At 68.7% G+C, this 21,918-nt stretch carries 19 protein-coding genes; 6 read left to right on the forward strand and 13 right to left on the reverse strand.

The genetic code is table 11. From position 1 onward, the window contains the following. The first annotated feature begins 359 nt into the window (after positions 1 to 359). Positions 360 to 2,111 carry a pyruvate dehydrogenase gene (locus tag GVV86_RS15670; RefSeq protein ID WP_159803327.1) on the forward strand — a complete coding sequence of 584 codons (1,752 nt, stop codon included), beginning with the start codon at positions 360 to 362 and terminating at the stop codon, positions 2,109 to 2,111. Positions 2,112 to 2,309: 198 nt separating this feature from the next. Here GVV86_RS15670 and GVV86_RS15675 read toward each other — a convergent pair whose 3' ends face one another. From GVV86_RS15675 to GVV86_RS15705, 7 genes are read right to left on the reverse strand one after another with little or no spacing between them, the layout of a single operon-like run. Then, complete coding sequence (locus GVV86_RS15675; protein WP_159803328.1) at positions 2,310 to 3,308, reverse strand: sugar phosphate isomerase/epimerase family protein; 999 nt, start codon at positions 3,306 to 3,308, stop codon at positions 2,310 to 2,312. 49 nt (positions 3,309 to 3,357) lie between these two features. Continuing rightward, positions 3,358 to 4,530, reverse strand: coding sequence for a Gfo/Idh/MocA family protein (locus tag GVV86_RS15680; RefSeq protein WP_159620093.1), 1,173 nt, complete (start codon positions 4,528 to 4,530; stop codon positions 3,358 to 3,360). 12 nt (positions 4,531 to 4,542) lie between these two features. After that, a complete protein-coding gene (locus tag GVV86_RS15685; RefSeq protein ID WP_159803329.1) occupies positions 4,543 to 5,400 on the reverse strand; it encodes a sugar phosphate isomerase/epimerase family protein in 858 nt (285 codons plus the stop codon). Positions 5,401 to 5,433: 33 nt separating this feature from the next. Further along, positions 5,434 to 6,666, reverse strand: coding sequence for a substrate-binding domain-containing protein (locus tag GVV86_RS15690; RefSeq protein WP_159620171.1), 1,233 nt, complete (start codon positions 6,664 to 6,666; stop codon positions 5,434 to 5,436). Beyond that, complete coding sequence (locus GVV86_RS15695) at positions 6,666 to 7,763, reverse strand: ABC transporter permease (protein WP_159620097.1); 1,098 nt, start codon at positions 7,761 to 7,763, stop codon at positions 6,666 to 6,668. The genes GVV86_RS15690 and GVV86_RS15695 overlap by 1 nt, the downstream gene beginning before the upstream one ends. Further along, positions 7,760 to 8,776, reverse strand: a complete 1,017-nt coding sequence (locus GVV86_RS15700) for an ABC transporter permease (RefSeq protein ID WP_159620099.1) — start codon at positions 8,774 to 8,776, stop codon at positions 7,760 to 7,762. The genes GVV86_RS15695 and GVV86_RS15700 overlap by 4 nt, the downstream gene beginning before the upstream one ends. After that, entirely contained in the window at positions 8,773 to 10,281 is a 1,509-nt protein-coding gene (locus tag GVV86_RS15705) for a sugar ABC transporter ATP-binding protein (protein ID WP_159803330.1), read from the reverse strand. The genes GVV86_RS15700 and GVV86_RS15705 overlap by 4 nt, the downstream gene beginning before the upstream one ends. Positions 10,282 to 10,395: 114 nt before the next feature. On the opposite strand from GVV86_RS15705, the gene GVV86_RS15710 reads away from it, so the two are divergent. After that, a complete protein-coding gene (locus GVV86_RS15710) occupies positions 10,396 to 11,613 on the forward strand; it encodes an ROK family protein (RefSeq protein ID WP_159620103.1) in 1,218 nt (405 codons plus the stop codon). Positions 11,614 to 11,716: 103 nt separating this feature from the next. Further along, complete coding sequence (locus tag GVV86_RS15715; protein WP_159803331.1) at positions 11,717 to 12,835, forward strand: glucose-1-phosphate adenylyltransferase family protein; 1,119 nt, start codon at positions 11,717 to 11,719, stop codon at positions 12,833 to 12,835. Here GVV86_RS15715 and GVV86_RS15720 read toward each other — a convergent pair. The 3 genes from GVV86_RS15720 to GVV86_RS15730 form a co-directional block, all read right to left on the reverse strand. Further along, positions 12,801 to 13,775: a DMT family transporter gene (locus tag GVV86_RS15720; protein ID WP_159620107.1), complete on the reverse strand. Its 975-nt coding sequence runs from the start codon at positions 13,773 to 13,775 to the stop codon at positions 12,801 to 12,803. The genes GVV86_RS15715 and GVV86_RS15720 overlap by 35 nt on opposite strands. 98 nt (positions 13,776 to 13,873) lie before the next feature. Beyond that, positions 13,874 to 14,719: a class I SAM-dependent methyltransferase gene (locus GVV86_RS15725; RefSeq protein ID WP_159620109.1), complete on the reverse strand. Its 846-nt coding sequence runs from the start codon at positions 14,717 to 14,719 to the stop codon at positions 13,874 to 13,876. 131 nt (positions 14,720 to 14,850) lie between these two features. Continuing rightward, entirely contained in the window at positions 14,851 to 16,329 is a 1,479-nt protein-coding gene (locus GVV86_RS15730) for a glyceraldehyde-3-phosphate dehydrogenase (protein ID WP_281406968.1), read from the reverse strand. A gap of 276 nt (positions 16,330 to 16,605) precedes the next feature. Between GVV86_RS15730 and GVV86_RS15735 the strand changes: the two genes are divergently transcribed. Together GVV86_RS15735 and GVV86_RS15740 are read left to right on the forward strand one after the other, a co-directional pair. Next, positions 16,606 to 17,202, forward strand: a complete 597-nt coding sequence (locus GVV86_RS15735; protein ID WP_159803332.1) for a hypothetical protein — start codon at positions 16,606 to 16,608, stop codon at positions 17,200 to 17,202. 60 nt (positions 17,203 to 17,262) lie between these two features. Next, a complete protein-coding gene (locus GVV86_RS15740; RefSeq protein WP_159620113.1) occupies positions 17,263 to 18,303 on the forward strand; it encodes a M14 family zinc carboxypeptidase in 1,041 nt (346 codons plus the stop codon). Between the two features lie 101 nt (positions 18,304 to 18,404). Here GVV86_RS15740 and GVV86_RS15745 read toward each other — a convergent pair whose 3' ends face one another. The 3 genes from GVV86_RS15745 to GVV86_RS15755 all read right to left on the reverse strand — a co-directional run bounded on the left by GVV86_RS15745 (position 18,405) and on the right by GVV86_RS15755 (position 20,877). Beyond that, positions 18,405 to 19,130, reverse strand: a complete 726-nt coding sequence (locus GVV86_RS15745; RefSeq protein WP_159803333.1) for an anti-sigma factor family protein — start codon at positions 19,128 to 19,130, stop codon at positions 18,405 to 18,407. Beyond that, positions 19,117 to 19,671, reverse strand: coding sequence for a sigma-70 family RNA polymerase sigma factor (locus tag GVV86_RS15750; protein ID WP_159803334.1), 555 nt, complete (start codon positions 19,669 to 19,671; stop codon positions 19,117 to 19,119). Before GVV86_RS15750 ends, GVV86_RS15745 begins: the two co-directional genes overlap by 14 nt. A 225-nt stretch (positions 19,672 to 19,896) precedes the next feature. Continuing rightward, positions 19,897 to 20,877, reverse strand: coding sequence for a DUF1996 domain-containing protein (locus GVV86_RS15755; protein WP_201291477.1), 981 nt, complete (start codon positions 20,875 to 20,877; stop codon positions 19,897 to 19,899). Between the two features lie 253 nt (positions 20,878 to 21,130). On the opposite strand from GVV86_RS15755, the gene GVV86_RS15760 reads away from it, so the two are divergent. Next, positions 21,131 to 21,796 carry a COG4315 family predicted lipoprotein gene (locus GVV86_RS15760; protein WP_201291478.1) on the forward strand — a complete coding sequence of 222 codons (666 nt, stop codon included), beginning with the start codon at positions 21,131 to 21,133 and terminating at the stop codon, positions 21,794 to 21,796. The last annotated feature ends 122 nt before the right edge of the window (positions 21,797 to 21,918 follow it).

Raw genomic sequence — 21,918 nt, forward strand, 5'->3', positions numbered from 1 at the left:
AGCGGTTGGGAGCGGCGTTCCAACGAGGGGTTCCCTCCACCGAAACTGCAGAAACCACGCTCCGAGGGCGGCGAAGGGTGGTGATCTGCACACTCGGCGCGAGGCGGAGGTCCATGCCCGCGTCCTCCCACTCCACCGAGGTCGGCCCGCCGTAGCCGATCGCCGTCCGGGCCCGGCATGACTCAGCGGCAGCGTCGTGGGAGTCAGGGGGACGAGCCCCGCTGCGCGGAGCCGGCGTCCCCGGAGGAGGAATTGTGGCAGCGGGCTGACCCTTTGTGACGGAGTTTCGGGTGGGGGCGCCGGAGCCCGCCTACACTGGCGACTGCAAGGGCACCAGCGCTTACCTCCAGGAGACCCTGATGGCCAAAAATCTTGCTCACCAGCTCGTTCAACAGCTCCAATCCGCAGGGGTGCAGCGCATTTACGGCATCGTGGGGGACAGCCTCAATTCCATCGTGGATGCCGTCCGGCAGACCGGAGGGAGCGCCAAGGGGGGAATCGACTGGATCCACGTCCGCCATGAGGAATCGGCCGCCTTTGCCGCGGCGGCCGAAGCCCAGCTCACGGGCCGGCTGGCCGTCTGCGCCGGTTCGGCGGGCCCGGGCAACCTGCACCTGATCAACGGGCTCTTTGACGCCCAGCGGAGCGGCGCCCCCGTCCTGGCCATCGCCTCGCATATCCCCAGCCGGCAGATCGGGACCGGGTACTTCCAGGAGACCCACCCGGACCGGCTCTTCAGCGAATGTTCCGTGTACTCCGAACTGATCAGCACCGCGGCGCAGGCCCCCCGGGTCATGCAGAGCGCCATCCAGCACGCCGTGGGGCTGCGCGGCGTTGGCGTCGTCGTGCTTCCCGGGGACCTTGCCGAGCACGATGCGGTGGCTGACACTCCGCTGTGTGCTCCTTTCACCCGGGGCACCCTCGTTCCGCACCCCGACGCGGTCCGCGCCCTTGCCGCAGCGATCAATGACGCCGGAACCGTCGCCGTCTTCTGTGGAGCCGGCGTCGAGGGCGCCCACGACGACGTGATCGCCCTTGCGGAGAAGATCGGCGCCCCGATCGGGCATACCCTGCGCGGCAAGGACTTCATCCAGTACGACAATCCGCTCGACATCGGCATGACCGGCCTGCTCGGCTACGGGGCAGCGGCGGCCGGGATCGAGGGGGCGGACCTCCTGCTCCTGCTGGGAACCGATTTCCCCTACGACCAGTTCCTGCCCGACGGCGTCCGTACCGCGCAGGTCGACAGCGCGCCGGACCACCTTGGCCGCAGGACCGACGTCGACGTCGCCGTCCACGCCGAGGTCCTGCCCACGCTGCGGGCACTCGAGGCGCTGGTGGTCCCCAAGACCGACAGGCAGTTCCTCGAGAAGATGCTGAAGAAACACGACCGCCTGATGAACAAGGCGGTCGGAGCATACACCCATGACGTGGAGAAGATCCGGCCCATCCACCCGGAGTACGCTGCCTCGCTCCTAGATGACGCAGCAGCCTCCGACGCCGTCTTCACCGCCGACACGGGCATGTGCAATGTCTGGACCGCCCGCTACATCAACCCCCTGGGGACGCGCCGGCTGATCGGTTCCTTTCTCCACGGCTCCATGGCCAACGCCCTGCCGCATGCCCTCGGCGCCCAGGCGGCCTACCCCGGGCGTCAAGTGGTGTCGGTGTCCGACGACGGCGGCCTGTCCATGCTGCTGGGGGACCTTCTCACCGCCGTGGCGTCCCGGCTCCCGGTCAAGGTCGTCGTCTTCAACAATTCGACCCTGGGCATGGTCAAACTCGAGATGCTCGTGGACGGCCTCCCCGATTTCGGTGTGGACGTGCCGGACATCAACTATGCCGAGGTAGCCCGCGCGATGGGCTTCCACTCGGCCCGGGTCACCGACCCCGCAGGGATCGCCGGCGCCTACCGCGAGGCGTTCGCCCATCCCGGCCCTGCGCTCGTGGAACTCATCACCGACCCGCTGGCCCTGTCCATCCCGCCCAAAATCACCCGGGACCAGGTCGTGGGTTTCGCCACGGCGATGTCCAAGGTGGTCCTCAACGGAGGGGCGGGCGAAGCCGTCAGCATGGCCCGCAGCAATATCCGCAACCTCCCCAGGCGGTAGGCGCCGGCCGTCCGGCCCTGCGACGAGGGGCCGTCGCAGGGCGAGGCGCGGGCGCCCCTTCCCCGTCGCCTCCTCTCCTCGCCGAAACTGCAGTTAACCACCCTTCACGCAGGGCAAAGCGTGGTGAGCTGCACACTCGGCGGAGGCGGTGGGCCCCTGCCTGCGGGTGGCCCGCGACCGGCTGCCGTACCGCGTTGGCTACTGCTTGAAGGCGGCGTCGAAGGAGGCGCCGGAGGGGGCGAAGTCGAAGGACTTCAGGAAGGCCAGCGCCTCAGGGGCGCCCTGCAGACGGTCCATGCCCGCGTCCTCCCACTCCACCGAAATCGGCCCGTCGTAGCCGATCGCCGTCAGGGCCCGGAAGCTTGCCTCCCAGGGGACGTCGCCGCGGCCGGTCGAGACGAAATCCCAGCCCCGGCGCTGGTCCCCCCAGGGCAGGTGCGAGGAGAGGATGCCGTTGCGCCCGCCGCCCATCCGCATCTTCGTGTCCTTGCAGTCGACGTGGTAGATCCGGTCCGCGAAGTCGGAGATGAACGCCACGGGGTCGATCTGCTGCCACATAAAATGGCTCGGATCCCAGTTCAAGCCGAACGCCTCGCGGTGCCCTATGGCTTCCAGCGCGCGCTGGGTGCTCCAGTAGTCGTAGGCGATCTCCGACGGATGCACCTCGTGCGCGAAGCGGACCCCGCATTCGTCGAACACGTCGAGGATCGGGTTCCAGCGGTCGGCGAAGTCCCGGTACCCGGCCTCGATCACCTCGGCGGAGACCGGCGGGAACATTGCGACGTACTGCCAGACGGAGGAACCGGTGAAGCCCACGACGGTCTTCACGCCCAGCCGCTGCGCCAGGCGTGCGGTCAGCTTCATCTCCTCGGCGGCCCGGGAGCGCACGCCCTCGGGGTCGCCGTCGCCCCAGACCCTGGGCCCGACGATCGCCTCGTGCCGGAAATCGATCGGGTCGTCGCACACAGCCTGGCCCTTGAGGTGGTTGGAGATGGCCCAGACCTTCAGCCCGTTGCGTTCGAGGGTGTCCAGCCGGTCCTGGATGTAGGCGTCGTCGTCCCACCGCCAGGCGTCGAGGTGGTCCCCGGAGACGGCGATTTCCAGGCCGTCATACCCCCACTGGCCGGCCAGTTCGGCCACCTTCTCGAAGGGCAGGTCGGCCCACTGGCCCGTGAACAGCGTGTAGTTTCGTCCCACTAAGCATCTCCTCGGTTCGGGAAGCGGGCGTGGGGCCCGGCCTCCGGCGTCACAGGTCCACCGCCCGGCTGCCCTGGGCCGCACTGACCAGCAGGGCCTCGAGCACCCGCTGCACCGCGAGCCCGTCCTCGAACGAGGGGGACGGCGCCGTCCCGGACTCGATCGCCCGGAGCAGGTCGGCGGCCTGGCTGGTGAACGTCGAATCCCAGCCTAGTAGGTGGCCGGGCGGCCACCAGGCCTCGAGGTAGGGGTGGGAGGGCTCGGTGGCGAGGATCATGCTGTAGCCCTGGGCGTCGGCCGGGGCTCCGGCGTCGAAGAACCGCAGCTCGTTGAGCCGTTCCAGGTTGAACTGCAGCCCGCCGCGGGAGCCGAACACCTCGATCTGGAATGAGTTCTTCCGGCCGGTGGCGACCCGGGAGACCTCGAGGCTGGCCACGGCGCCGCTGCCCAGCCGCAGCGTCGCCCAGGCCGCGTCGTCGACCGTGACCGGTTCCGGTCCGTGTCCTCCCTCCCGCGTTGGAACGAAGGTGTTCACGGTTCCGGACACCGAGACGACGGGCGTCCCAAGGAGGAACAGCACCTGGTCGACGGCGTGGGAGGCGAGGTCGCCGAGGGCACCGGAGCCGGCGGTTTCCCTGCGCAGGCGCCAGGACATCGGGGCGCCCTCGTCCGAGAGCCAGTCCTGCAGGTAGCTCAGGCGCACCTGGCGGACCTCCCCGAGCCGGCCTTCGGCGATGAGCTTACGGGCCAGGGCCAGCGCCGGCAGTCGGCGGTAGTTGAAGGCGACCATCGACTGCACTCCGCGGGAGCGGGCCTTCACCGCGGCCGCCGCCATCAGCGCCGCCTCCGGCACGGAGTTCGCCAGCGGTTTCTCCACGAGGACGTGCTTGCCGGCCTCCAGGGCGGCGATCGCGAGCTCGGCGTGCAGGTGCCCGGGCGTGCAGATGTCAACGATGGCGACGTCGTCCCGCTCAAGGACGGAGCGCCAGTCGGTGGCGCTCTCCTCCCAGCCGAACTGCCGCGCGGCCTCCCGCACCTGCGCCGGATCCCGGCCCACCAGCACCTTCTGGGCGACCCGCGGCGAGGGGTAGAAGGCATTCACATTGCGCCACGCGTTGGAGTGGGCCTTGCCCATGAAGGAATAGCCGAGGACCGCCACCCCCAGGGGGTCCGCCGAAACATCGGACGGGGAAGGGGCGGGTGCCGGAACGGTGGTGGTCATGTAGGGATCTCCTTAGGGGGCGGCTGCGGGGACCGAGCGCAGGAACCGCAGTCCGTCCCGGGCCAGGGCGTCCTGTGACTCCGCTAGCGGGCGCCAGATGGAGGCGGCCGTTGCGATGCTGGCGTTGTCCGCCGTGAAGCTTTCGATGTTCACCGCGCCCCGGTAGGCGATGGCGTCGAGGGCCGTGAAGATGCCGGTCCAGTCGGTCTGGTCACCGCCCGGGGCGCCCCGGTCGTTGCCGCAGACCTGCAGGTGCACCAGGTGTTCCCCGGCGGCCCGGATGGCGTCCGCCGAGGAGCGCTCCTCAATGCCCAGATGGTAGGTGTCCAGGGCCAGGCCCACGCCCCGGCCCAGCAGCGGACCGAGTGCCTCCAGCGCCTGGGCGGTGGTGTTGAGCAGCGAGGTCTCGTACCGGTTGAGGGGTTCGATTCCCAGCACGACACCGGCCTCCAGCGCCTCATCGGCCAGCGGGGCCAGGTTACGGCGCAGCTGGGCGTAGGCGTCCTGCCGCGCCGCCTCGTCCATCCGCCAGACGCGGCCGGTGGAGGAGTAGAACGGCCCGCACACCGCCCCGGCACCGATGTCCCGGGCGAGGGCGATGCACGCGCGGAGGTAGCCCTGGGTTTCGGCGATCACGGGCTCCTCGGCCGAAACCAGGTCCCGGCCCGGGGCCATGGCCCCGACCACGAAGGGCTGCAGGCCGCCCAGGGCGGCACGCACCGCCTCAGCGGAGAGGTCCCCGGCGTTCTCGAGGGGCAGCTCGACCGCATCGAAGCCAATGGCGGCGATGCGGGCAAGCAGCGGAGGCAGGGTGGCGTCGGTGAGCGGGGATTCCCACACCCAGGTGTTGACGCCGATGCTGCGGTGCATGCTGCCCTGCCTCCTGAACGTGCTGCCGGCCGGTTACGGGATCTGACGTTCCTGCCAGACCTCGGGGTACCCCGGGAGGTCGGTGCCGCCGAACTTGGCGTAGTGGCCGTCCGGCATGCCCTCGTTCGAGGCAAGGAAGTCGGCCCGCTCCTCTTCGGGGATGGGGGTCTGGGGGAGCACCCACTCCTTGGGCACTTCCTCGCCGGCGAAGATCTTCTCCACGGCCAGCAGCGGGGTGCGCCACTGGAAGTTGGAGTAGACGGGTGCGAGTCCGGTGAGCCCGGTCTCCTCCCACTTGCGCAGGAAGCTCATCTCGTCCTCGCCGGTCATGACCGGGTAGTCCTTGCCGGCGTCCTCGAAGGCTTCGATGGCGGCGACGGCGCCGTCACCGGCGTCCATCCACACGCCCTGCACGTCGCCGGTCGCCAGCTCATCCGAGATGATCTTCTTGATCTCGGTCGGGTCCGCCCCGGTGAAGTAGTCGGTCGCCTCGATGCCGTTCTCCTCGAAGATCTTCTCCGCCGCCGCCCAGCGCTGCTCGAGCACGTCGACGCCGGGGAGGATCCGCAGGGCCACCACCTTGTCGCCCTCCTCGAGGTTGTCGACTAGGAATTCGGCGGTGTCGATGCCCCAGGCGAAACCGCCGATCGGGTGGATGAAGGTGGTGGCGCAGTCGGTATCGACGCCGCGGTCGAAGACGATCACGGGCTTGCCGGTCTCACAGGCCCGCTCGACGGCCGGGGTCATGGCGGCGGTGGAGTTGGGCGAGATGATGAACGCGTCGCAGTCGCCCTCGGCGATGAAGTAGTCGATGTCGGCGATCTGGGTGTTGTCGTCGTCCTGCGCGTCCCGGGTCTCCATCTCGGAGATCACGCCCTGCTCCACGAGCACCTCAAGCTGCTGGTTCATGGTGATCCAGCCGGTCTGGCGCCACGGGTTGGAGATCGACGCGTTGGCGAAGCACACCTTCTTGGCGCCCTCGGACGCGAACTCGGAGGTGTCGGTCATCTCCCCCTCGAGGTATTGCAGCCACGGCTGCTCCGGGTCGCCGGTGAAGCTGGCCGAGCGCTGCTCGGACTGCTCGTCGAACGCCTCCTGGTCGAACCACTCGTCGCCGCCCTCCTCGGCCGGGGTCGCCGCAGCCTGCCCGCCTTCGGTCTCGGCGGCCGGCGGATTCTCGATGGATGGATCGGTGGTGCACGCGGTCAGGGCGAGCAGCGCTGCCGCTGCGACCGCCGTAACCTTTGATTGGATGCTTCGGCGCATCATTTTCCTCCCTCATTGGTGCCCACTGCGGGCGGCTGTGCAATTGGTATCTGCTTGTCGTGGGTGGCGCTTGACGCCCCGCGCCGGCGGCGCTCCCAGGTGCGTGCTCCGGCCGCGACGGCGGTGACGATGATGATGCCCTGGACGGTGTCGCGCCAGGTCGATGCGACGCCGGCGAAGTTCAGCAGCGCGAAGAGCATCTCCAGGGCGAAGGCCCCGGCGGCCGCGGAGAGCACCCAGCCGCGGCCGCCGCCCAGGACCACCCCGCCGAGGACGACGGCGGTGATGGCCGTGAACTCGTAGCCGCGCCCCACCGAGGGGTGCACCCCGGCGTAGCCGACCAGGATGATGCCGGCGACCGTGGCGGCGAGCGAGGAGAGGATGAAGGCGCGGGTGCGGATCCACCACACCCGGGCCCCGGTCAGGGCCGCGGCGCGGGCGTTGTCGCCGACGGCGATCAGGGTGCGCCCGTAGGGCCGGCGCATCAGCCAGAAGGCCCCGGCGGCGATGGCCAGGAGGATCAGCACTGGGTAGGGCAGGATCTCCAGCACCGGAATGTTCTCGATGCCGCCGCGGCCGATCTGGCGGAAGGTGTCCGCGGGGTTTCCGGTGGCGGCGCCGCCGGTCCAGTAGAGCACCAGGCCGAGCAGTGCGAGCATCATGCCGAGGGTGACGATGAAGCTTGGGATCTTCAGCAGCGTCGTCGCCAGGCCGTTGATCAGGCCGATCAACGCGCCGAAGGCCAGCATCAGGAGCAGTACGGGAAGGACCTTCGCGTCGTCCTGGCCGATGAGGTTCCCGGCGATGATGACCTGGGCCGTCACCACCGATCCCATGGAGAGGTCGAATTCGCCCGAGACGATGACGAAGTACTGCCCGATCGCGGCGATCGCGATCGGTGCGGTGCGGCCGATGAAGCGGATCAGGGAGCCCGGCTCGCCGAAGGACGGGTTGACAAAGATGACGGCGGCGAGCAGGGCCAGCAGCAGGATGAACACCGCGCCCCCGGGGGTACGCATGCCGCGCAGCAGGCGGTCCTTCCGGGGTGAGCGGTCGCGCCGCAGTTCGGCCTTCCGGTCCGGGGCGAGGGTACTCATGCGCCGACCTCCTGCCGGGTCGACACGGTTTCCTGCGGCGTGTCGTCGAACCGGGCGGTCCGGCTAGCCACCCGGCGTCCGGCGTAGACCGCGACGGCGGCAACGATGACGATGCCGCGCACCACGTCCTTGAGGAAGGGATTGATCTGCATCACGCTCATGATGTTGTCGATCATCGCGAAGATCAGGACGCCTCCGAGGGTTCCCACGAGCGAGCCCTTCCCGCCGGCCAGCAGGGTGCCGCCGAGGACGACGGCGGCGATGGAAAGCAGGTCGTAACCGCCCTGGCTGCCGATGGTGGGGCTGCCCACGCCGAGCCGCGCCGCCAGCAGCAGTCCCGCCATGCCGGCCAGGACGGAGCAGATGACGTGGGCGGCGATGATGGGGGTGCTGGTGCGGATGCCCGACATGCGGGCGACGTTGATGTCGCCCCCCACGGCGTACATCGAGTGCCCGAGCCGGGTGCGGTCGAGCACCAGCAGGACGACGGCGGCGCAGGCGAGCATGATCAGGGTGGAGATGGGCACCGGTCCCAGGCCGGTCGCACCCACCAGCCGGAAGGACAGCGGGGCCTGCCCGGAGCTGCCCTTGTAGTTGGTGGCCAGGTAGCCGCTGATGATCAGGCCCGTGCCCAGGGTGGCGATAAAACCGTGGACCTTCAGCCCCGACACGACGAGCCCGTTGACGAGGCCGATGACCGCGGCCACCGCCAGTGCCACGAGGACGCCGGGGAGGATATTGGCCGGCTGGTTGGCCATGATTCCCGCCGCGAGCAGGCTGCTCAGGCTCACCACGTAGGGCACGGAGAGGTCGAGGCTCCCCACGAGGATCACCAGGGTCTGTCCGATGGCGATGAAGCCCAGCACGCTGGTTCCGGTGAGGATCGAGGAGATGTTGCCGGCGCTGAAAAAGCTGCGCCCTGCGGCGGCCACGAGGATGGTGCCGGCGATGATGGTCAGCAACACCACGAGGTAGACGATGTGGGTCGAGGTGAGCCGGGAGGTGATTTTCATGGAAGTGCCGTTTCGTTCCGGGCCCCGGTGGCAAGCTGCAGGACCTGTTCTTCGCTTGCGCCGGCCGGCAGCCCGCCGGCGATCCTGCCGTCGCGCATCACCAGGATGCGGGTGCTCATGCCCAGCAGTTCGGGCAGTTCGCTTGAGACCATGAGCAGCGCCCTGCCCTCGGCGGCGAGGGCCCGCATGAGGTTGTAGACCGCGAGCTTGGCCCCGACGTCGATGCCGCGGGTCGGTTCGTCGAGCAGGACCACCAGCGGGTCGATGGCGAGCCACTTGGCCAGCACCACCTTCTGCTGGTTGCCGCCCGAGAGGTACTGCACCTCCTGGTCGAGGTCGCGTGCGACGACCTCGAGGGAGGACAGGATGCCGGGGGTCGCTGCGCGCGCCTCGGGGGTGCGCCGCGGAAAGACCGACCGGATGACGCCGAGGGCGTTGTTGAGGATTGACTGGTTCAGGCTCAGCCCCTGCGCCTTGCGGTCCTCGGTGATCAGGGCGATACGCCTCCGAATGGCCTCGCGCGGGGAGGTGGCGGTGAAGGGCCTGCCGTCCAGTTCCATCCGGCCGCGGGTGAAGGGTGCTGCGCCGAAGATCGCCTCGACCAGCTCGGTGCGCCCCGAGCCCTGCAGTCCGGCTACCCCGACGATCTCCCCGGCCCGAAGGTCGAGGTCGATAGCATCGAGCTGGTGGTTGCCGCCTCCTTCGATGCTCAGCAGGACCCGTCCCACAGTGGTGCCGGGGTGTTCCTCCGGGTAGTAGGCCGAGATGGGACGGCCGACCATCATGCGCACGAGGGCGGCGTCGTTGAGCTCGGAGGCCGGCTGGGTGCCGACGATCCGCCCGTCCTTGAGCACCGTGATGGTGTCGCAGAGGTCGAAGATCTCCTTGAGCCGGTGGGAGACGTAGAGGATGGCCGTGCCGCGTTCCTTCAGCCGGTGCACGATGGCGTAGAGGAGTTCGACCTCCGCGCCGGCGAGGGCGGCGGTGGGTTCGTCCATGGAGATGATGCGGGCGTCGTAACTGACGGCCTTGGCGATCTCGACGATCTGCTGCTGGGCCACCGACAACGAGCTGACAGCTGCGCTGGGCCGGATGTTGCCGATGCCGAGCTGGTCGAGCAGTTCGGCCGTCCGGAGGTTCATCGCCTTGGTGTCGACGAGGAGGCTCCGGCGCGGTTCCCGGCCCAGGTAGATGTTTTCGGCCACGGTACGGTCGGGGAGCAGGTTGAACTCCTGGAACACCGTGGAGAGGCCCGCGAGGTGGGCCTGCGTGGGGTGGTGGAACTCCACCGGCTCCCCGTCAATTTCGATGGTTCCGGCGTCGCGCTGGTAGACCCCGGCCAGCAGTTTCATCAACGTCGACTTGCCGGCCCCGTTCTCGCCGACGAGGCCGTGGACCTCACCTGCGCGCAGCTCGAGGGCCGCGTCCTGGAGCACCGGCACCCCGAAGAAGGCCTTGGAGAGGCCGGTCACGCGGAGCACCGGCCGAGAGACGATCCCGTTCATGGAATCACTGTGACAGAGCTCACAACTTCTGTCGATACTCATTCAAAAGTCGCGTACTACTTGCTCGTTACCTGCTGACGTGACGAGTGAAAGTGCGCGTGCTTTACTGAACGCGTGTCATCTTTTCCAGCGCTTCCATGGACGGGAGCCCGCCCGTCAACGGTTCCCGCGCCGGGGGCGAGCGAAGTGTTCCAGCTGCTTCGGGACGGGCAGCCGCGCACCCGGGCCGAACTCGCGCAGCTGACCGGCCTCGCCCGCTCTACCGTCGCCTCGCGCGTTGACACCCTTATCCGGCTGGGCCTGGTCGCCCCGTATGGTGGTGCTGCCTCCACCGGCGGCCGTCCGCCGTCGTTGTTTGCTCTCAACCCCGGAGCGCGCGTGGTGATCGGCGCCGACCTCGGTGCCACCCACGCCCGGGTGATCCTCAGCGACCTCTCCGGCACCGAGCTCGACAGCGCCCAGGCGGACCTCCCGATCACCGACGGGCCGGAGCGCGTCGTGGGCTGGCTCACGGAGACCATCGGGGCGCTCCTGACCCGCGCCGGCCGCAGCGTCGCCGAGCTCGCCGCTATCGGCATCGGCCTCCCGGGGCCGGTCGAGCACGAGACGGGCCGGCCCATGAACCCGCCGATCATGCCCGGATGGGACCGCATCGATGTCCCCACCCTCGTGCAGCGGAGCTATTCCGTTCCGGTGCTCGTCGACAACGATGTGAACATCATGGCGCTTGGGGAGCAGCGGTTCCACTGGCCCGACATCACCGAGTTCATGTTCATCAAGGTGGCCACCGGGATAGGGGCCGGCATTATTTCAAGCGGCTCCCTCCAGCGTGGAGCCCAGGGCACGGCCGGGGACCTCGGCCACGTCCGGGTGCCCCGCGGCGGGGAGATCTGGTGCCGCTGCGGCAATACCGGCTGCCTCGAGGCGCTGGCCGGCTGGCCCGCGCTCGCCGCGGCCCTCAACACGGAGACCGGGCTGACGCTCTCCTCCAGCGCGGACGTCATCCGGCTGGTCAGGTCCGGGGACAGCACCGCCATCCAGGTGATCCGGCAGGCCGGCCGGGACATCGGGGACGTCCTGGCGACCTGCGTGAACCTGACCAACCCCTCGGTCATCGTCATCGGCGGCAGCCTCGCGCAGGCGGGGGAGCACCTGCTGGCCGGAATCCGGGAGGTGGTGTACCGGAGGTCCCTGCCGCTGGCCACCGAGCACCTGCGGGTGGTGCCCTCCGTTGCAGGCCAGCGCGCCGGTGTGCTCGGTGCCGCGGTCATGGCGATCGCCCACGTCCTATCGCCGGAGGCCATCGAGGCGGCGAGCGCCACCCTCACCTGATCCGTACCGCGGGGGAAGGGGTGCCCCTATCGGCCCCATTTGGTGCAATTGAACTGTCGATGGGGAATCAGATGATGGGGAATCCGAACGGGAGGAAGAGCACATGCAACAGCCCAGGGTCCTTGCCCTCATCCTGGCCGGAGGCGCCGGCGGCCGGCTGGGTGTCCTGACGGACCACCGGGCCAAACCGGCGCTTCCCGTCGGCGGCACCTACCGGATGATCGACATTCCCCTGTCGAACCTCTATCACAGCGGCTATGCCGACGTGTGGATCGTTGAGCAGTACCAGCCCACATCGATCAACGACCACCTGGCCAACGGCCGGCCCTGGGACCTTGACCGGACCAAAGGGGGCCTTCGGGTGCTGCCGCCCTTCCAAGGCAACGACGGTGAGGGATTCGCCGAAGGCAACGCCGATGGGATCTACAGGCAGGCGGACTTCATCCGCGAGTACGGCCCTGACCTCGTGCTGGTCCTCAGCGCCGATCACCTCTATCAGCTGGACTACCGGGAGGTGGTGCAGGCCCACCTAAACTCCGGGGCGGTGCTGACCATGGTCACCACCCGCTTTGACGGGGACGCCTCCCAGCACGGCGTGGTCGAAGCGGAGAACGGCGTGGTCACCGGGTTCCAGTACAAACCGGACGAGCCCTCGACGGACCTCGTCGCAGCCGAGATCTTCCTCTACGACGCCTCAACGCTCCTTGACACCCTGGCGATGCTGCAGGAGACGGAGGGGGAGTTGAAGGACTACGGCCACCAACTGGTCCCTCACCTGGTGAAGAACGCCAAGGTTGCCGAGCACCGGCTCGAGGGTTACTGGCGGGATCTGGGGCGGCCCGAGAACTACCACCGCGCCCATATGGACCTGCTCGAAGGCAAAGGCCTGAACTTCGATGACCCGAAGTGGCCCATGCTCACCGGGGCTCCGCGCCGGATGCCGGCCTTCGTGGCCGCGGGCGCACGCATCGAGAATTCGCTGCTGTCCCCCGGATCCACAGTGCGCGGCCACGTCTCCGGCAGCGTCATCGGCCCCGACGCCGTGGTGGAAGCCGGGGCTATCGTCCGGAACTCGGTGCTGCTCGAGGGGGTCACGGTGGCCGCGGGGGCGGAGGTCACAATGGCAATCGTCGACGCCGGCGCGTCAATTGAGGCGGGCCGGAGAATCGACGGGACGGAGGGCCTCATCACCGTCGATGGGGCGGGGCAGGAACACTCCTGATTCCCTCCGGATCCCGGCGGCGCACGGGCCCCGCAGCGTCCGGGCGGGGACCGCTGGTCGCCGGGGCGACGGCGAGCACCACCAGGGCCGCGGCGATGGTTGCCAGTCCGGCCCACCCGGCCGCCGTCAGGTGTTCGCCCACGACGAGGACCGCAAGGAGCGCCGCGACGGCGGGCTCGCTGAGGGTGAGCGTGGTGGCGGTACTGGGGCGCACCCGGGTGAGGCCGTAACCGAACAGCAGGTATCCCAGAAACATCGGCACCAGCGCCATATATGCCCCAACGGCGATCGATTGCCCGGAGGCGAGCAGCGGTGCCCCCGTGAGAAGCAGGACCGGCAGCAGGAGGGCCCCGCCGGTGCCGAACACCGCGCCCATGGAGGCGGCCCGTTCCACGCCGGAGGACATCAGGCGGTGCACCACCCAGGAATAGGTGGCATAGGTGGCGCCGGCAACCAGACCGAGCGCGATGCTTCCGGCCAGCGGGAGGACGGCAGCCGGGGAGCCTTCCAGCCTGGACAGGCAGAGCAGGACGCTTCCCGCGATGCCCAGCGCCGCGGCAAGCATCCACCAGCGGCTGAGGGAGCGGCCCTCAAGGACCCGTTCGAGCACGCCCGAGGCCAGCGGGGCCGAGGCCAGTGACACCACCGTGCCGACCGCCACCCCGCCCAGGTGCATCGAGCTGTAGAAGGCAAGGGGGTAGACGGCGACGGACACCGCGCCGGCGGCGACCAGGGGCGCGTGGCGGCGCAGGCCGGGGCGGGCCCGGCGTAGTGCCGGGACGGCGATCACCGCCTGCAGGAGCCCGCCGATCCCCAGGGCGGCGGCCCCGATCGCCAGGGGCCCCACGCCGGGGGCAAAGGTCGCGGCCGTGCCGGTGGTGCCCCACAGGAAAGAGGTCACGAGGATTGCGGCAGCCCCCAGCGGCAGGCCGCGGCTCACCGGCCCACCACCCGGGCGGCGGCCCCGGCAGGGGCTTGAAATCGTCGAACATCCACCGGCAGCTCCGCATCCCGGGGGAGGGAGCCCGGTAGGTCAGTTTATCCTCCGGTGTCGATCTTCCGGGCGGTGAGCAGCAGGTACTCCCACTCCATCCGCAGCGGCGCCCCTTGGCCGGAGCTGCCGGCCAGTTCGATCAGGGCCTTGTCCAGGGCATCGACCTTCTCCTGGTCATCGGCAATGAATTTGTACACCGAGATCGTCGGTCCGTAGAAGTCCTTGAAGTAGTGGAGGAACTCCTCCGGCCCGGCGAACTTGTCGATGACCACCGTCTGGGTCAACGCCCGGAGATCGGTGACCTGCGCTCCCAGCAGTTCCTGGACGTGGTCCTCGCTGCCCCACAGGGGCGGCGGCTGGGCGCCGGGCGGGGGCGGGGGAGCGAACGGCTTCATGGTGGCGAACATCTTCCCGATAAACCCTCCGGGGGTCCAGCTCAGCAAGCCGATGGTGCCGCCGGGCCGGCACACCCGAACCAGTTCGTTGGCGGCCGCCTGGTGGTGCGGTGCGAACATCACCCCCACGCAGGACATCACCACGTCGAATCCGTTCTCGGGAAAGGGCAGGGCCTCGGCGTCGGCCTCCTGCCATTCGAGGCTCGCGCCCCGGGCCGCGGCGTGGTCACGGCCGGCGTTGAACAGCTCGGGGGTGAGGTCGCTGGCGATCACGTCCGCACCCATCATGGCCGCCGGGATGGCCGCGTTGCCCGCACCGGCTGCAACATCAAGGACCCGCTGCCCGGGCCGGATTCCGCACGCTTCGACGAGGACCGCTCCGAGCTCGGAGATCAGGTCGCTGGCCAGGGTCGGATAGTCGCCCTGTGCCCACATGGCGCGGTGCTTTTGCTTGAGCGCCCGGTCCGCGTCGGACGCAATCTTCACGTCATCCATCGTTCTACCTTCTGCTGTTGGGGTGGGGAGAGGCAGCGCGCTGTCGAGGCAGTGGAGGCTGTGATGCGAGCCATTGTGCGCGCGGCGGGCGGAGTTGTAAAGGTTTCCGCCCGCCTTCCCGGCACCCGGACTCAGCGCCCGACGGCGACCCGCGCGTCGGCTTCCTTCGCGGGGAAGGCCGGAGGATGGACCCCTGCCATTTCCTCCATCACCCGCACCACCTGGCAGCTGTAGCCGAACTCGTTGTCGTACCAGACGTACAGGACGAGGAAGGTGTCGTCGGCGATGGTCGCCAGGCCGTCGACGATTCCCGCGCGCCGCGAGCCGACGAAGTCGGTTGAGACAACCTCCGGCGAGTCAATGTAGTCGATCTGCTTGCGCAGGTCCGACTGCAGCGACATCTCCCGCAGGTAGGCATTGACCTCCTCCTTCGTCGTGCCGGTGCGCAGGGTGAGGTTCAGGATCGCGATGGAGACATCCGGGGTGGGAACGCGGATGGAACTGCCGGTCAGCTTCCCCTCGAGTTCGGGCAGCGCCTTGGCGACGGCCTTTGCCGCACCGGTCTCCGTGAGCACCATGTTCAGGGCTGCCGACCGCCCCCTCCGGTCCCCGCGGTGGAAGTTGTCGATCAGGTTCTGGTCGTTGGTGAAGGAATGGACCGTCTCCACGTGCCCGTGCACCACCCCGAACCGGTCGTTGACGGCCTTCAGGACGGGTGTGATGGCGTTCGTGGTGCACGATGCCGCGGTGATGATGGTGTCATCGCCGCTGATGGTGCCGTGGTTGATGCCGTGCACGATGTTCTTCAGCGCGCCCTTGCCCGGCGCGGTCAGCAGGACCTTCGCCGCACCCTTGCTGAGCAGGTGCTGGGACAGCCCGTCGGCGTCGCGCCAGCGGCCGGTGTTGTCCACCACGAGCGCGTCGTGGATGCCGTACCGGGTGTAGTCGATGGTCGAGGGATCGTTCGAGTAGATCACCTGGATGGGAATCCCGTTCGCGGTGATGATCTCCGCTTCCTCGTCCACCTGGATGGTGCCTTCGAAGGAGCCGTGAACCGAATCGCGGCGCAGCAGGCTCGCCCGCTTCACGAGGTCGTTGTCGGAGCCCCGGCGGACGACGACGGCGCGCAGCCGCAGGCCATGGCCGCCACCGGCCTTTTCGATGAGCAGGCGGGCCAGGAGGCGCCCGATCCGGCCGAAACCGTAGAGGACGACGTCGGTGCTCGTCCGCTCGTCACGGCCGCCCTTGCCCACGACGTCGGCGAGTTCGTCGCGGAGGAAGTCCTCAAGTGAGCGGCTCCCACCCTCGAGGTCGTACTTCAGACGCAGCCTTGCGATGTCGATCGCTGCCGCGCCGAGATCGAGGCGCGAGAGGATCTCGAGCATCGGCAGGGTGTCCTCGAGGCGGAGTTCCTCCGTGCTGATCCGCCGCGCGAACCGGTGCGCCTTGAGGATGTTCATTGTCGACTTATTGATGAGGCTGCGGCCATGGATGCTGGTCACCACATTGTTGGTGCGGTACAGGCGGCCGATCAGCGGGATCATCGCTTCGGCGAGCGCCTCCCGGTCCATCCAGGTCCCGCGGCTCGTGGTCGGATCGTCGTGCGTCAACTGTGTCCCTCACTGCGCCGGGAGCACCGGCGCGTACTCATCCAGCCGGATGGGACGCAGGGATAGCGCCAGGCATCGTCGACTGGTCGTTTGACTCATTACACCGCTTCCGGTGCGTGCCAGCCAACTTCAAACACGGCCCTTGCATGCCGCCGTCGATTCGGGGCGCCCGCCCCGGGGGTGCAGGCCGTCCGCGGCGGTGGCGCGCGGCGCAGTATTTGCGCAATCTTCACCCACCGGGGCTGCCGGAGGATTTCGCGCCCTTAGGCTCATCGGATGGGCTCCTGGGGGACGGAAATTTTCGACAACGACGACGCTTTGGACGTTCGGCGCGAGTTCGGGGACCATCTTGCGAAAGGGGCCACTCTGGAGGAGGCCACCGCCTGGATCCGCAGCGACTTCGGCGTTGACAAGGCCTTCGCGCTCTCCCGCGGCGCGGACGACAACGATGTCTGGCTCAGCCTCGCCGCCGTCCACAACGAGAGGGGGCATTCGTCGCCGCCGGTTGCCGCCCGGGCCCTTGGCATTGTCGAATCCCGCGAGGAACTGGAACGGTGGCTCGAGGAGGACCGTCCGGCGCGCGCGGCGGCGCTCGCCGAGTTCGGGCGGGCCCTGCAGGATGCGAACCCCGGCGTACAGCCCCAGCGGACACCGCCCTTCTGGTCAAGCCTTGCACGCCTGCGGCGTATGCCGTGGTGGGCCCGTGTGCTGGTGGCGGCTTTGATCGCGCTCGGGCTTTTCCTGGTCCTGATGGCATTGGGGTACTCGGCCACCAATGCCGCGGTGTGGCCCGTGATCGCGTGGGTTGTTTATACGGGAAGGACGATCTGGCACCAGTTCTTGGTGTGGCTCGGCTTCCGTAGAAAAGGTTGACACGGGCAACCGGTAACGGTTGACTCAGGACACCACATCCGCTCCTTGGGGAGGAACACCATGACGTCATCCAGGAAATTCGCCGCCCTCTCGCTGGCCGTGCTGCTCACCACCGGCGCAACGGCGGCGGCCCCGGCCTTCGCAGTGGGCGAGGGCCCGAACTACGGCGGCCACGAGACCATCAACACCTCGATCCTGCGCTCCTACGACGAGGTCGTCGCGGAGCTGAAGAACCAGGACGCCCGCCAGTCCGCGCTTGAGCTGGAGGTGATCGGGCAGTCGGTCAAGGGCCGGGACCTGTACCTGGCGAAGTACATCAACAATCCGGACAACCCCACGATCCTCTACCTGACGCAGCAGCACGGCAATGAGCAGCTCACCACCGAGGGTGCCCTCGAATTCATCAAGCACCTGGGGACCGGAAAGTCCCGGGGGGCACTCGCGGGCGTGAACATCCTGGTGGTGCCCATGCTGAACCCCGACGGTGCCATGGGGGACGTCAACTTCCCGTTGGACGGCTACATCGCCGACGGCGGAAGGACGCTGACGCGGGCCAACGCGAACGGGGTCGACCTCAACCGCGACCACGTGACCAAGCTCCAGCCCGAGACCCAGGCCCTCCACAACAACGTCATGCGGGCCTACGACATTGACTACATGATCGACCTTCACCATCAGGGGACCCGTAGCGAACGCGACGGGCAGCTGGTTTCGGGCTCGATCCTCTATCCGACCACCGCCAATGTCGAGCCTGCGGTCCTTGAGGGCTCCAAGCGGCTCGGATCGGTGGTGTTCGATGCCGTCGACTCCACCGGGTGGGGACACCTGGGCCGGTACGTCGGCGGCACGGCGGAGACGATCAGCCGCAACGGGATCGCCGTGGAGTACGGCATCTCGACGCTGCTTTTCGAAATGCGCGGAATGTCGGACAACACCGCCGAGTCCGCGGTGCTGGGCCAGAAGAGCAACGGCTACCTGATCCGGCAGACCGTTATCACCCTCGATGCGACGGCCCGCGCCATCGCCGACGGGTCAATCAGTTCCGCCGACACGTCCTTCTGGGACACCCTCGCGGAGCAGACCACCCGCCCGACGGAGTAGCCGCCGCCGGCGGGTACGGCCCCTCCGTGCCCGCCGGCGCCGGCGACGTCCAGTGTCCGCCGGGTTACGGAGGCCGTGTGAACCGGCGCCCGCAGCAGGGGTCAGAGGGTCGCCGCCGCGAACCGCTTGCCGTCCGAGTTCTCGATCATGACGGCCCGGACCTTCGAAGGATCGAAGATCGCGCTTCCGTTGATCGTTGCCCCTTCGGCCGCGCCCTTCTCGGAAATGACCCAGCTTCCGGCGATCTCCCGGTTCCCGTCGATGCCCTCAACGATGAGCCGGCACCGTTCCCCCGCGGGGATGCCGGTCACGGCAGCGTTGACCTTCACGAACCCGGCCGCCGGCTGCACGCTCACGGTGAGCCGGGTGCCGGTGGCCGCGTCGACGGTGCTTGCATACCGGGTTCCCGGCACCTCGGTCGCGGGAGCGGTGGCCACCGGCGGGGCGGGCGGAACGGGGGTGGACGCCTGCGGGGCGTTCATCGTGTACCCCAGCGTCCCGCTGACTCCAGCGACAAGCGCCACCAGCGCTGCGGCTGACGCGAAGGTGGCCACCCGCCGTTGTCCGGCGCGTGCCTGCGGTGCCTCGAGGGTGCGGCGCTGCCGAAGGGTGCGCTGCAGCAGCAGATCCGCGTCGGGCGGCGGTCCATCAAGCAGGGCCTCCGGGGGAAGGGACCGCAGGGAGCCTTCGAGCGCCCGCAGGGAGGCGAGCTCATCCCGGCAGGCCTGGCACGACGCAAGATGGTCCCGCGCGTGCCTCTCCTCCTCGCCGGTCAGCTCGTCCAGCCACACTGCCTGGACATCGAGGTGGGCATCAAACATGTTCATGGGCTACTCCTTCCATGTTGAGTCCCAGATCATTGAAGCGCTCCCGCAGAGTGCGCAGGGCATAGTAAGTTCGGGATTTCACGGTGCCCGGCGGAATGCCGAGCCGCTCCGCCGTCTCCCCAACCGTCCGCCCCTCAAGGTAGACGCATCTCAGCACATCACGATGGTCGGAGGACAACTGCGCCAACGCATCCATGGTCACCATGGTGGTCACGACCGACGCCGAATGGTCGGGCTCCAGCGGCACCGTCATTTCGTTCTCCGCAACCTCGAGCGGCCTGGCGTTGCGCGCCCGAACCCGGTCGGTGATGATGTTGCGGACCACCGTGAGGAGCCATCCGCGCACCGACCCTTTGCCGTTGCCGAGGGTTTGCTCGTGCTTCCACGCCCGGATGAGAGTTTCCTGCACAATATCCTCGGCGGCGGCCCGGTCGCCGGTAAGGCGGGTGGCGTACGCGAGCATCGCGTTGCCGTGCTCCTGAAAGAGGGTGCGGATGAATTCGTCCCCGGGATCCTCCTGCGCCCGCCGTCGTAGGATCATTCGCCCTGTCCCTTCATCGGCATCGACCGGCAGGCGGAATGCCCCCGTGCCCAGCCCCTACCCATTACGGGAGCAGCGTTCTGTCGCGCAGACGCGTGCATGTCCCTCCTCTGCTTCTTTTCAGCGGTACAAAGGGGAACACGTGCCCCGGGCCGAACCGGTTCAATGGACGGCCGGCGGATCGTGAAACACCCCGATCTGCGCGTCGGCGCGGACAGAAAGGCGCTACTCACGGACGCAGTGCCGCCCCTCGTTGAGGCACGCCAGCACGCTCTCCATCAGCCCGGCGGACATCAGGTTGATGAAGTGGGCATGGTCGCTCACCGGGCTTGAGCGTTCCTCAGGGAACGCGTCGACAACGTACCGGGCGCCGTCGGGCACGGTATAGGCCACCTCGAGGTGGAGCTGCGGCACCGGGAACGTGCCGGGCGGGCAGAAGCCGGCGCCGTCCGGATACCCGAGGTGGGAGCGGTGGTTGGGGCTGTCGGTCGACCGGCCGTCCCAGCAGCTGGGGAAATCAAAGATGCGCACCGTGTCTTCGCCCGAGGGGCAGAGCGGATAGTGGCGGCTGGCGAGGTCGGGGCTGCCCGAGCAGGACCACCGCAGGTGGTCCGTGCCCGCCCCGGCCTCGGTGTACCCGTGGGCGTTCCCGGCGGCGGTACGCAGGTTCGGGGGCAACGCCACCACATTGGCGGCAGGGCTGCCCCGAAACTCGATGAGGACCGAGTTCGGGGTGAGGATACCGTTGTCGTCGGCTGCTGAGCCGTGCGTGCCGAGCCCCGCCCCCGGACCGACCCGGAGCACGGGCCAGTAGTAGGACGACCGGTCGCCGTTTGTGCAGGTGGTCCCAGCAGCCGTCAGGCTCTCCTTGGTGGAGAAGGCGTTGGTGGAGAGGTTGCCGACGTAATCGTGGACGTGGTGCGCAGCGCCCCGCTTGCCGGGGCTGACGACGAGATTGTCGGAGTTCCGCACCTTGCCGCTGTTTACTCCGCAGTCGACGGTGAACGACCCGAGGGAGGCCCCGGGCTGCGCTTCGGGGGAGGCAGCGGCACGGGGGGCCTTCGAAATCGGCTCGTACGCGGCGGCGCTCGGCGACGACCCTGCGGCCCCCGGGAGGAACAACAAACCCGCTGTGAGCGCGGCGAGAACGGCAAGGAGGAAGGCAAGGGCGGGAGCCTTGAACTTCCCTCCCGGTTTACGAAACACGGAGTGGACCCACGGCGGACGGTAGAACTCTTGCTCCGTTGCGCCGGACAAATCTGGAATTCAGGTGGTGCGCCTTCCGAACAAAGATCCCGAAGCGATGATGCGGGGAACTGCGTGCCCGGGACCCCACTACTTTACCCGGTTCCCGGCCGCGGATCGGCCGGAGCCCCCCGGTGAACCGTTCGGAGCCATGGTCCGTGTGGTGGAGGTGATGGACCGCCATCGCCTCCACCCCCAGTCAAAGGATGATCGAATGACCCTGAACCGCACCGCCCTCAAAGCAGCACTGATTCCCGTTCTCCTGGCGACCCTGGCCGGCTGCAGCACGGCCGCCGAGCCGGCCTCGTCCGCCTCCGCCGCGCCGTCCTCCACGGCCGCGCCCACCCCGGCGGAGGCTGCCCCCGCACCGGGCGAAGCATCCCCGGCGCCCGCAAAGGCTCCGACGCTGGTCCGCACCCAGGGCGCCGTTCAGATCTTCGACGGCGCCGCCCCGACTCTGCTGGACACCGCCGACAGGTACAGCGCCAAGAACGCCATCCAGCTTACGGCGGGGCCGGCGGCCGGCACCGCCGTGACGGACGCAGGCGGATTCTCCCTCTACCGCTTCGACAACGACACCGCCAGCCCGTCCACGACCACCTGTGTCGATGACTGCGCGGTGAACTGGCCGCCGCTACTGGTGGACGGCACCGCCAAAATCTACACTGAGAACGTCGACGCCAGCCTGATCGGCTACGTCGAACGGTCCGACGGGACCTGCCAGGTGACTCTTGGCGGATGGCCCGTTTACTACTTCGCCGGGGATACAGCCCCGGGTCAGGCGCTTGGCCAGGGCATTGGGGGCACCTGGTTCACGATCGACGGAACCGGCAAGAAGGCCGCCCAGACGGCTGCTCCGTCGGAGGTCCCGGGATACTAAGCCGGCATCCCGGGCCGATTGAACCCATTCCCCTCAAGACCGCGCATCGACCAGGCGTCGGTGACGGCCTGCCCGGGCGCGAGTGCCCTTCTGAGGGGACCCAGGAAACCCAGGAAATTCAG

The sequence above is a fragment of the Arthrobacter zhaoguopingii genome (assembly GCF_009828595.1).
In the GTDB taxonomy this organism is placed as follows: Bacteria; Actinomycetota; Actinomycetes; order Actinomycetales; family Micrococcaceae; genus Arthrobacter_D; species Arthrobacter_D zhaoguopingii.

What these genes read in the sequence shown, in the direction of transcription:
- GVV86_RS15670 (WP_159803327.1), top strand. Translation starts at nt 360, where the DNA reads ATGGCCAAAAATCTTGCTCACCAGCTCGTTCAACAGCTCCAATCCGCA.
- GVV86_RS15680 (WP_159620093.1), bottom strand. Translation starts at nt 4,530, where the DNA reads ATGACCACCACCGTTCCGGCACCCGCCCCTTCCCCGTCCGATGTTTCG.
- GVV86_RS15685 (WP_159803329.1), bottom strand. Translation starts at nt 5,400, where the DNA reads ATGCACCGCAGCATCGGCGTCAACACCTGGGTGTGGGAATCCCCGCTC.
- GVV86_RS15690 (WP_159620171.1), bottom strand. Translation starts at nt 6,666, where the DNA reads ATGCGCCGAAGCATCCAATCAAAGGTTACGGCGGTCGCAGCGGCAGCG.
- GVV86_RS15695 (WP_159620097.1), bottom strand. Translation starts at nt 7,763, where the DNA reads ATGAGTACCCTCGCCCCGGACCGGAAGGCCGAACTGCGGCGCGACCGC.
- GVV86_RS15700 (WP_159620099.1), bottom strand. Translation starts at nt 8,776, where the DNA reads ATGAAAATCACCTCCCGGCTCACCTCGACCCACATCGTCTACCTCGTG.
- GVV86_RS15705 (WP_159803330.1), bottom strand. Translation starts at nt 10,281, where the DNA reads ATGAACGGGATCGTCTCTCGGCCGGTGCTCCGCGTGACCGGCCTCTCC.
- GVV86_RS15715 (WP_159803331.1), top strand. Translation starts at nt 11,717, where the DNA reads ATGCAACAGCCCAGGGTCCTTGCCCTCATCCTGGCCGGAGGCGCCGGC.
- GVV86_RS15725 (WP_159620109.1), bottom strand. Translation starts at nt 14,719, where the DNA reads ATGGATGACGTGAAGATTGCGTCCGACGCGGACCGGGCGCTCAAGCAA.
- GVV86_RS15735 (WP_159803332.1), top strand. Translation starts at nt 16,606, where the DNA reads ATGGGCTCCTGGGGGACGGAAATTTTCGACAACGACGACGCTTTGGAC.
- GVV86_RS15740 (WP_159620113.1), top strand. Translation starts at nt 17,263, where the DNA reads ATGACGTCATCCAGGAAATTCGCCGCCCTCTCGCTGGCCGTGCTGCTC.
- GVV86_RS15745 (WP_159803333.1), bottom strand. Translation starts at nt 19,130, where the DNA reads ATGAACATGTTTGATGCCCACCTCGATGTCCAGGCAGTGTGGCTGGAC.
- GVV86_RS15750 (WP_159803334.1), bottom strand. Translation starts at nt 19,671, where the DNA reads ATGATCCTACGACGGCGGGCGCAGGAGGATCCCGGGGACGAATTCATC.
- GVV86_RS15760 (WP_201291478.1), top strand. Translation starts at nt 21,131, where the DNA reads ATGACCCTGAACCGCACCGCCCTCAAAGCAGCACTGATTCCCGTTCTC.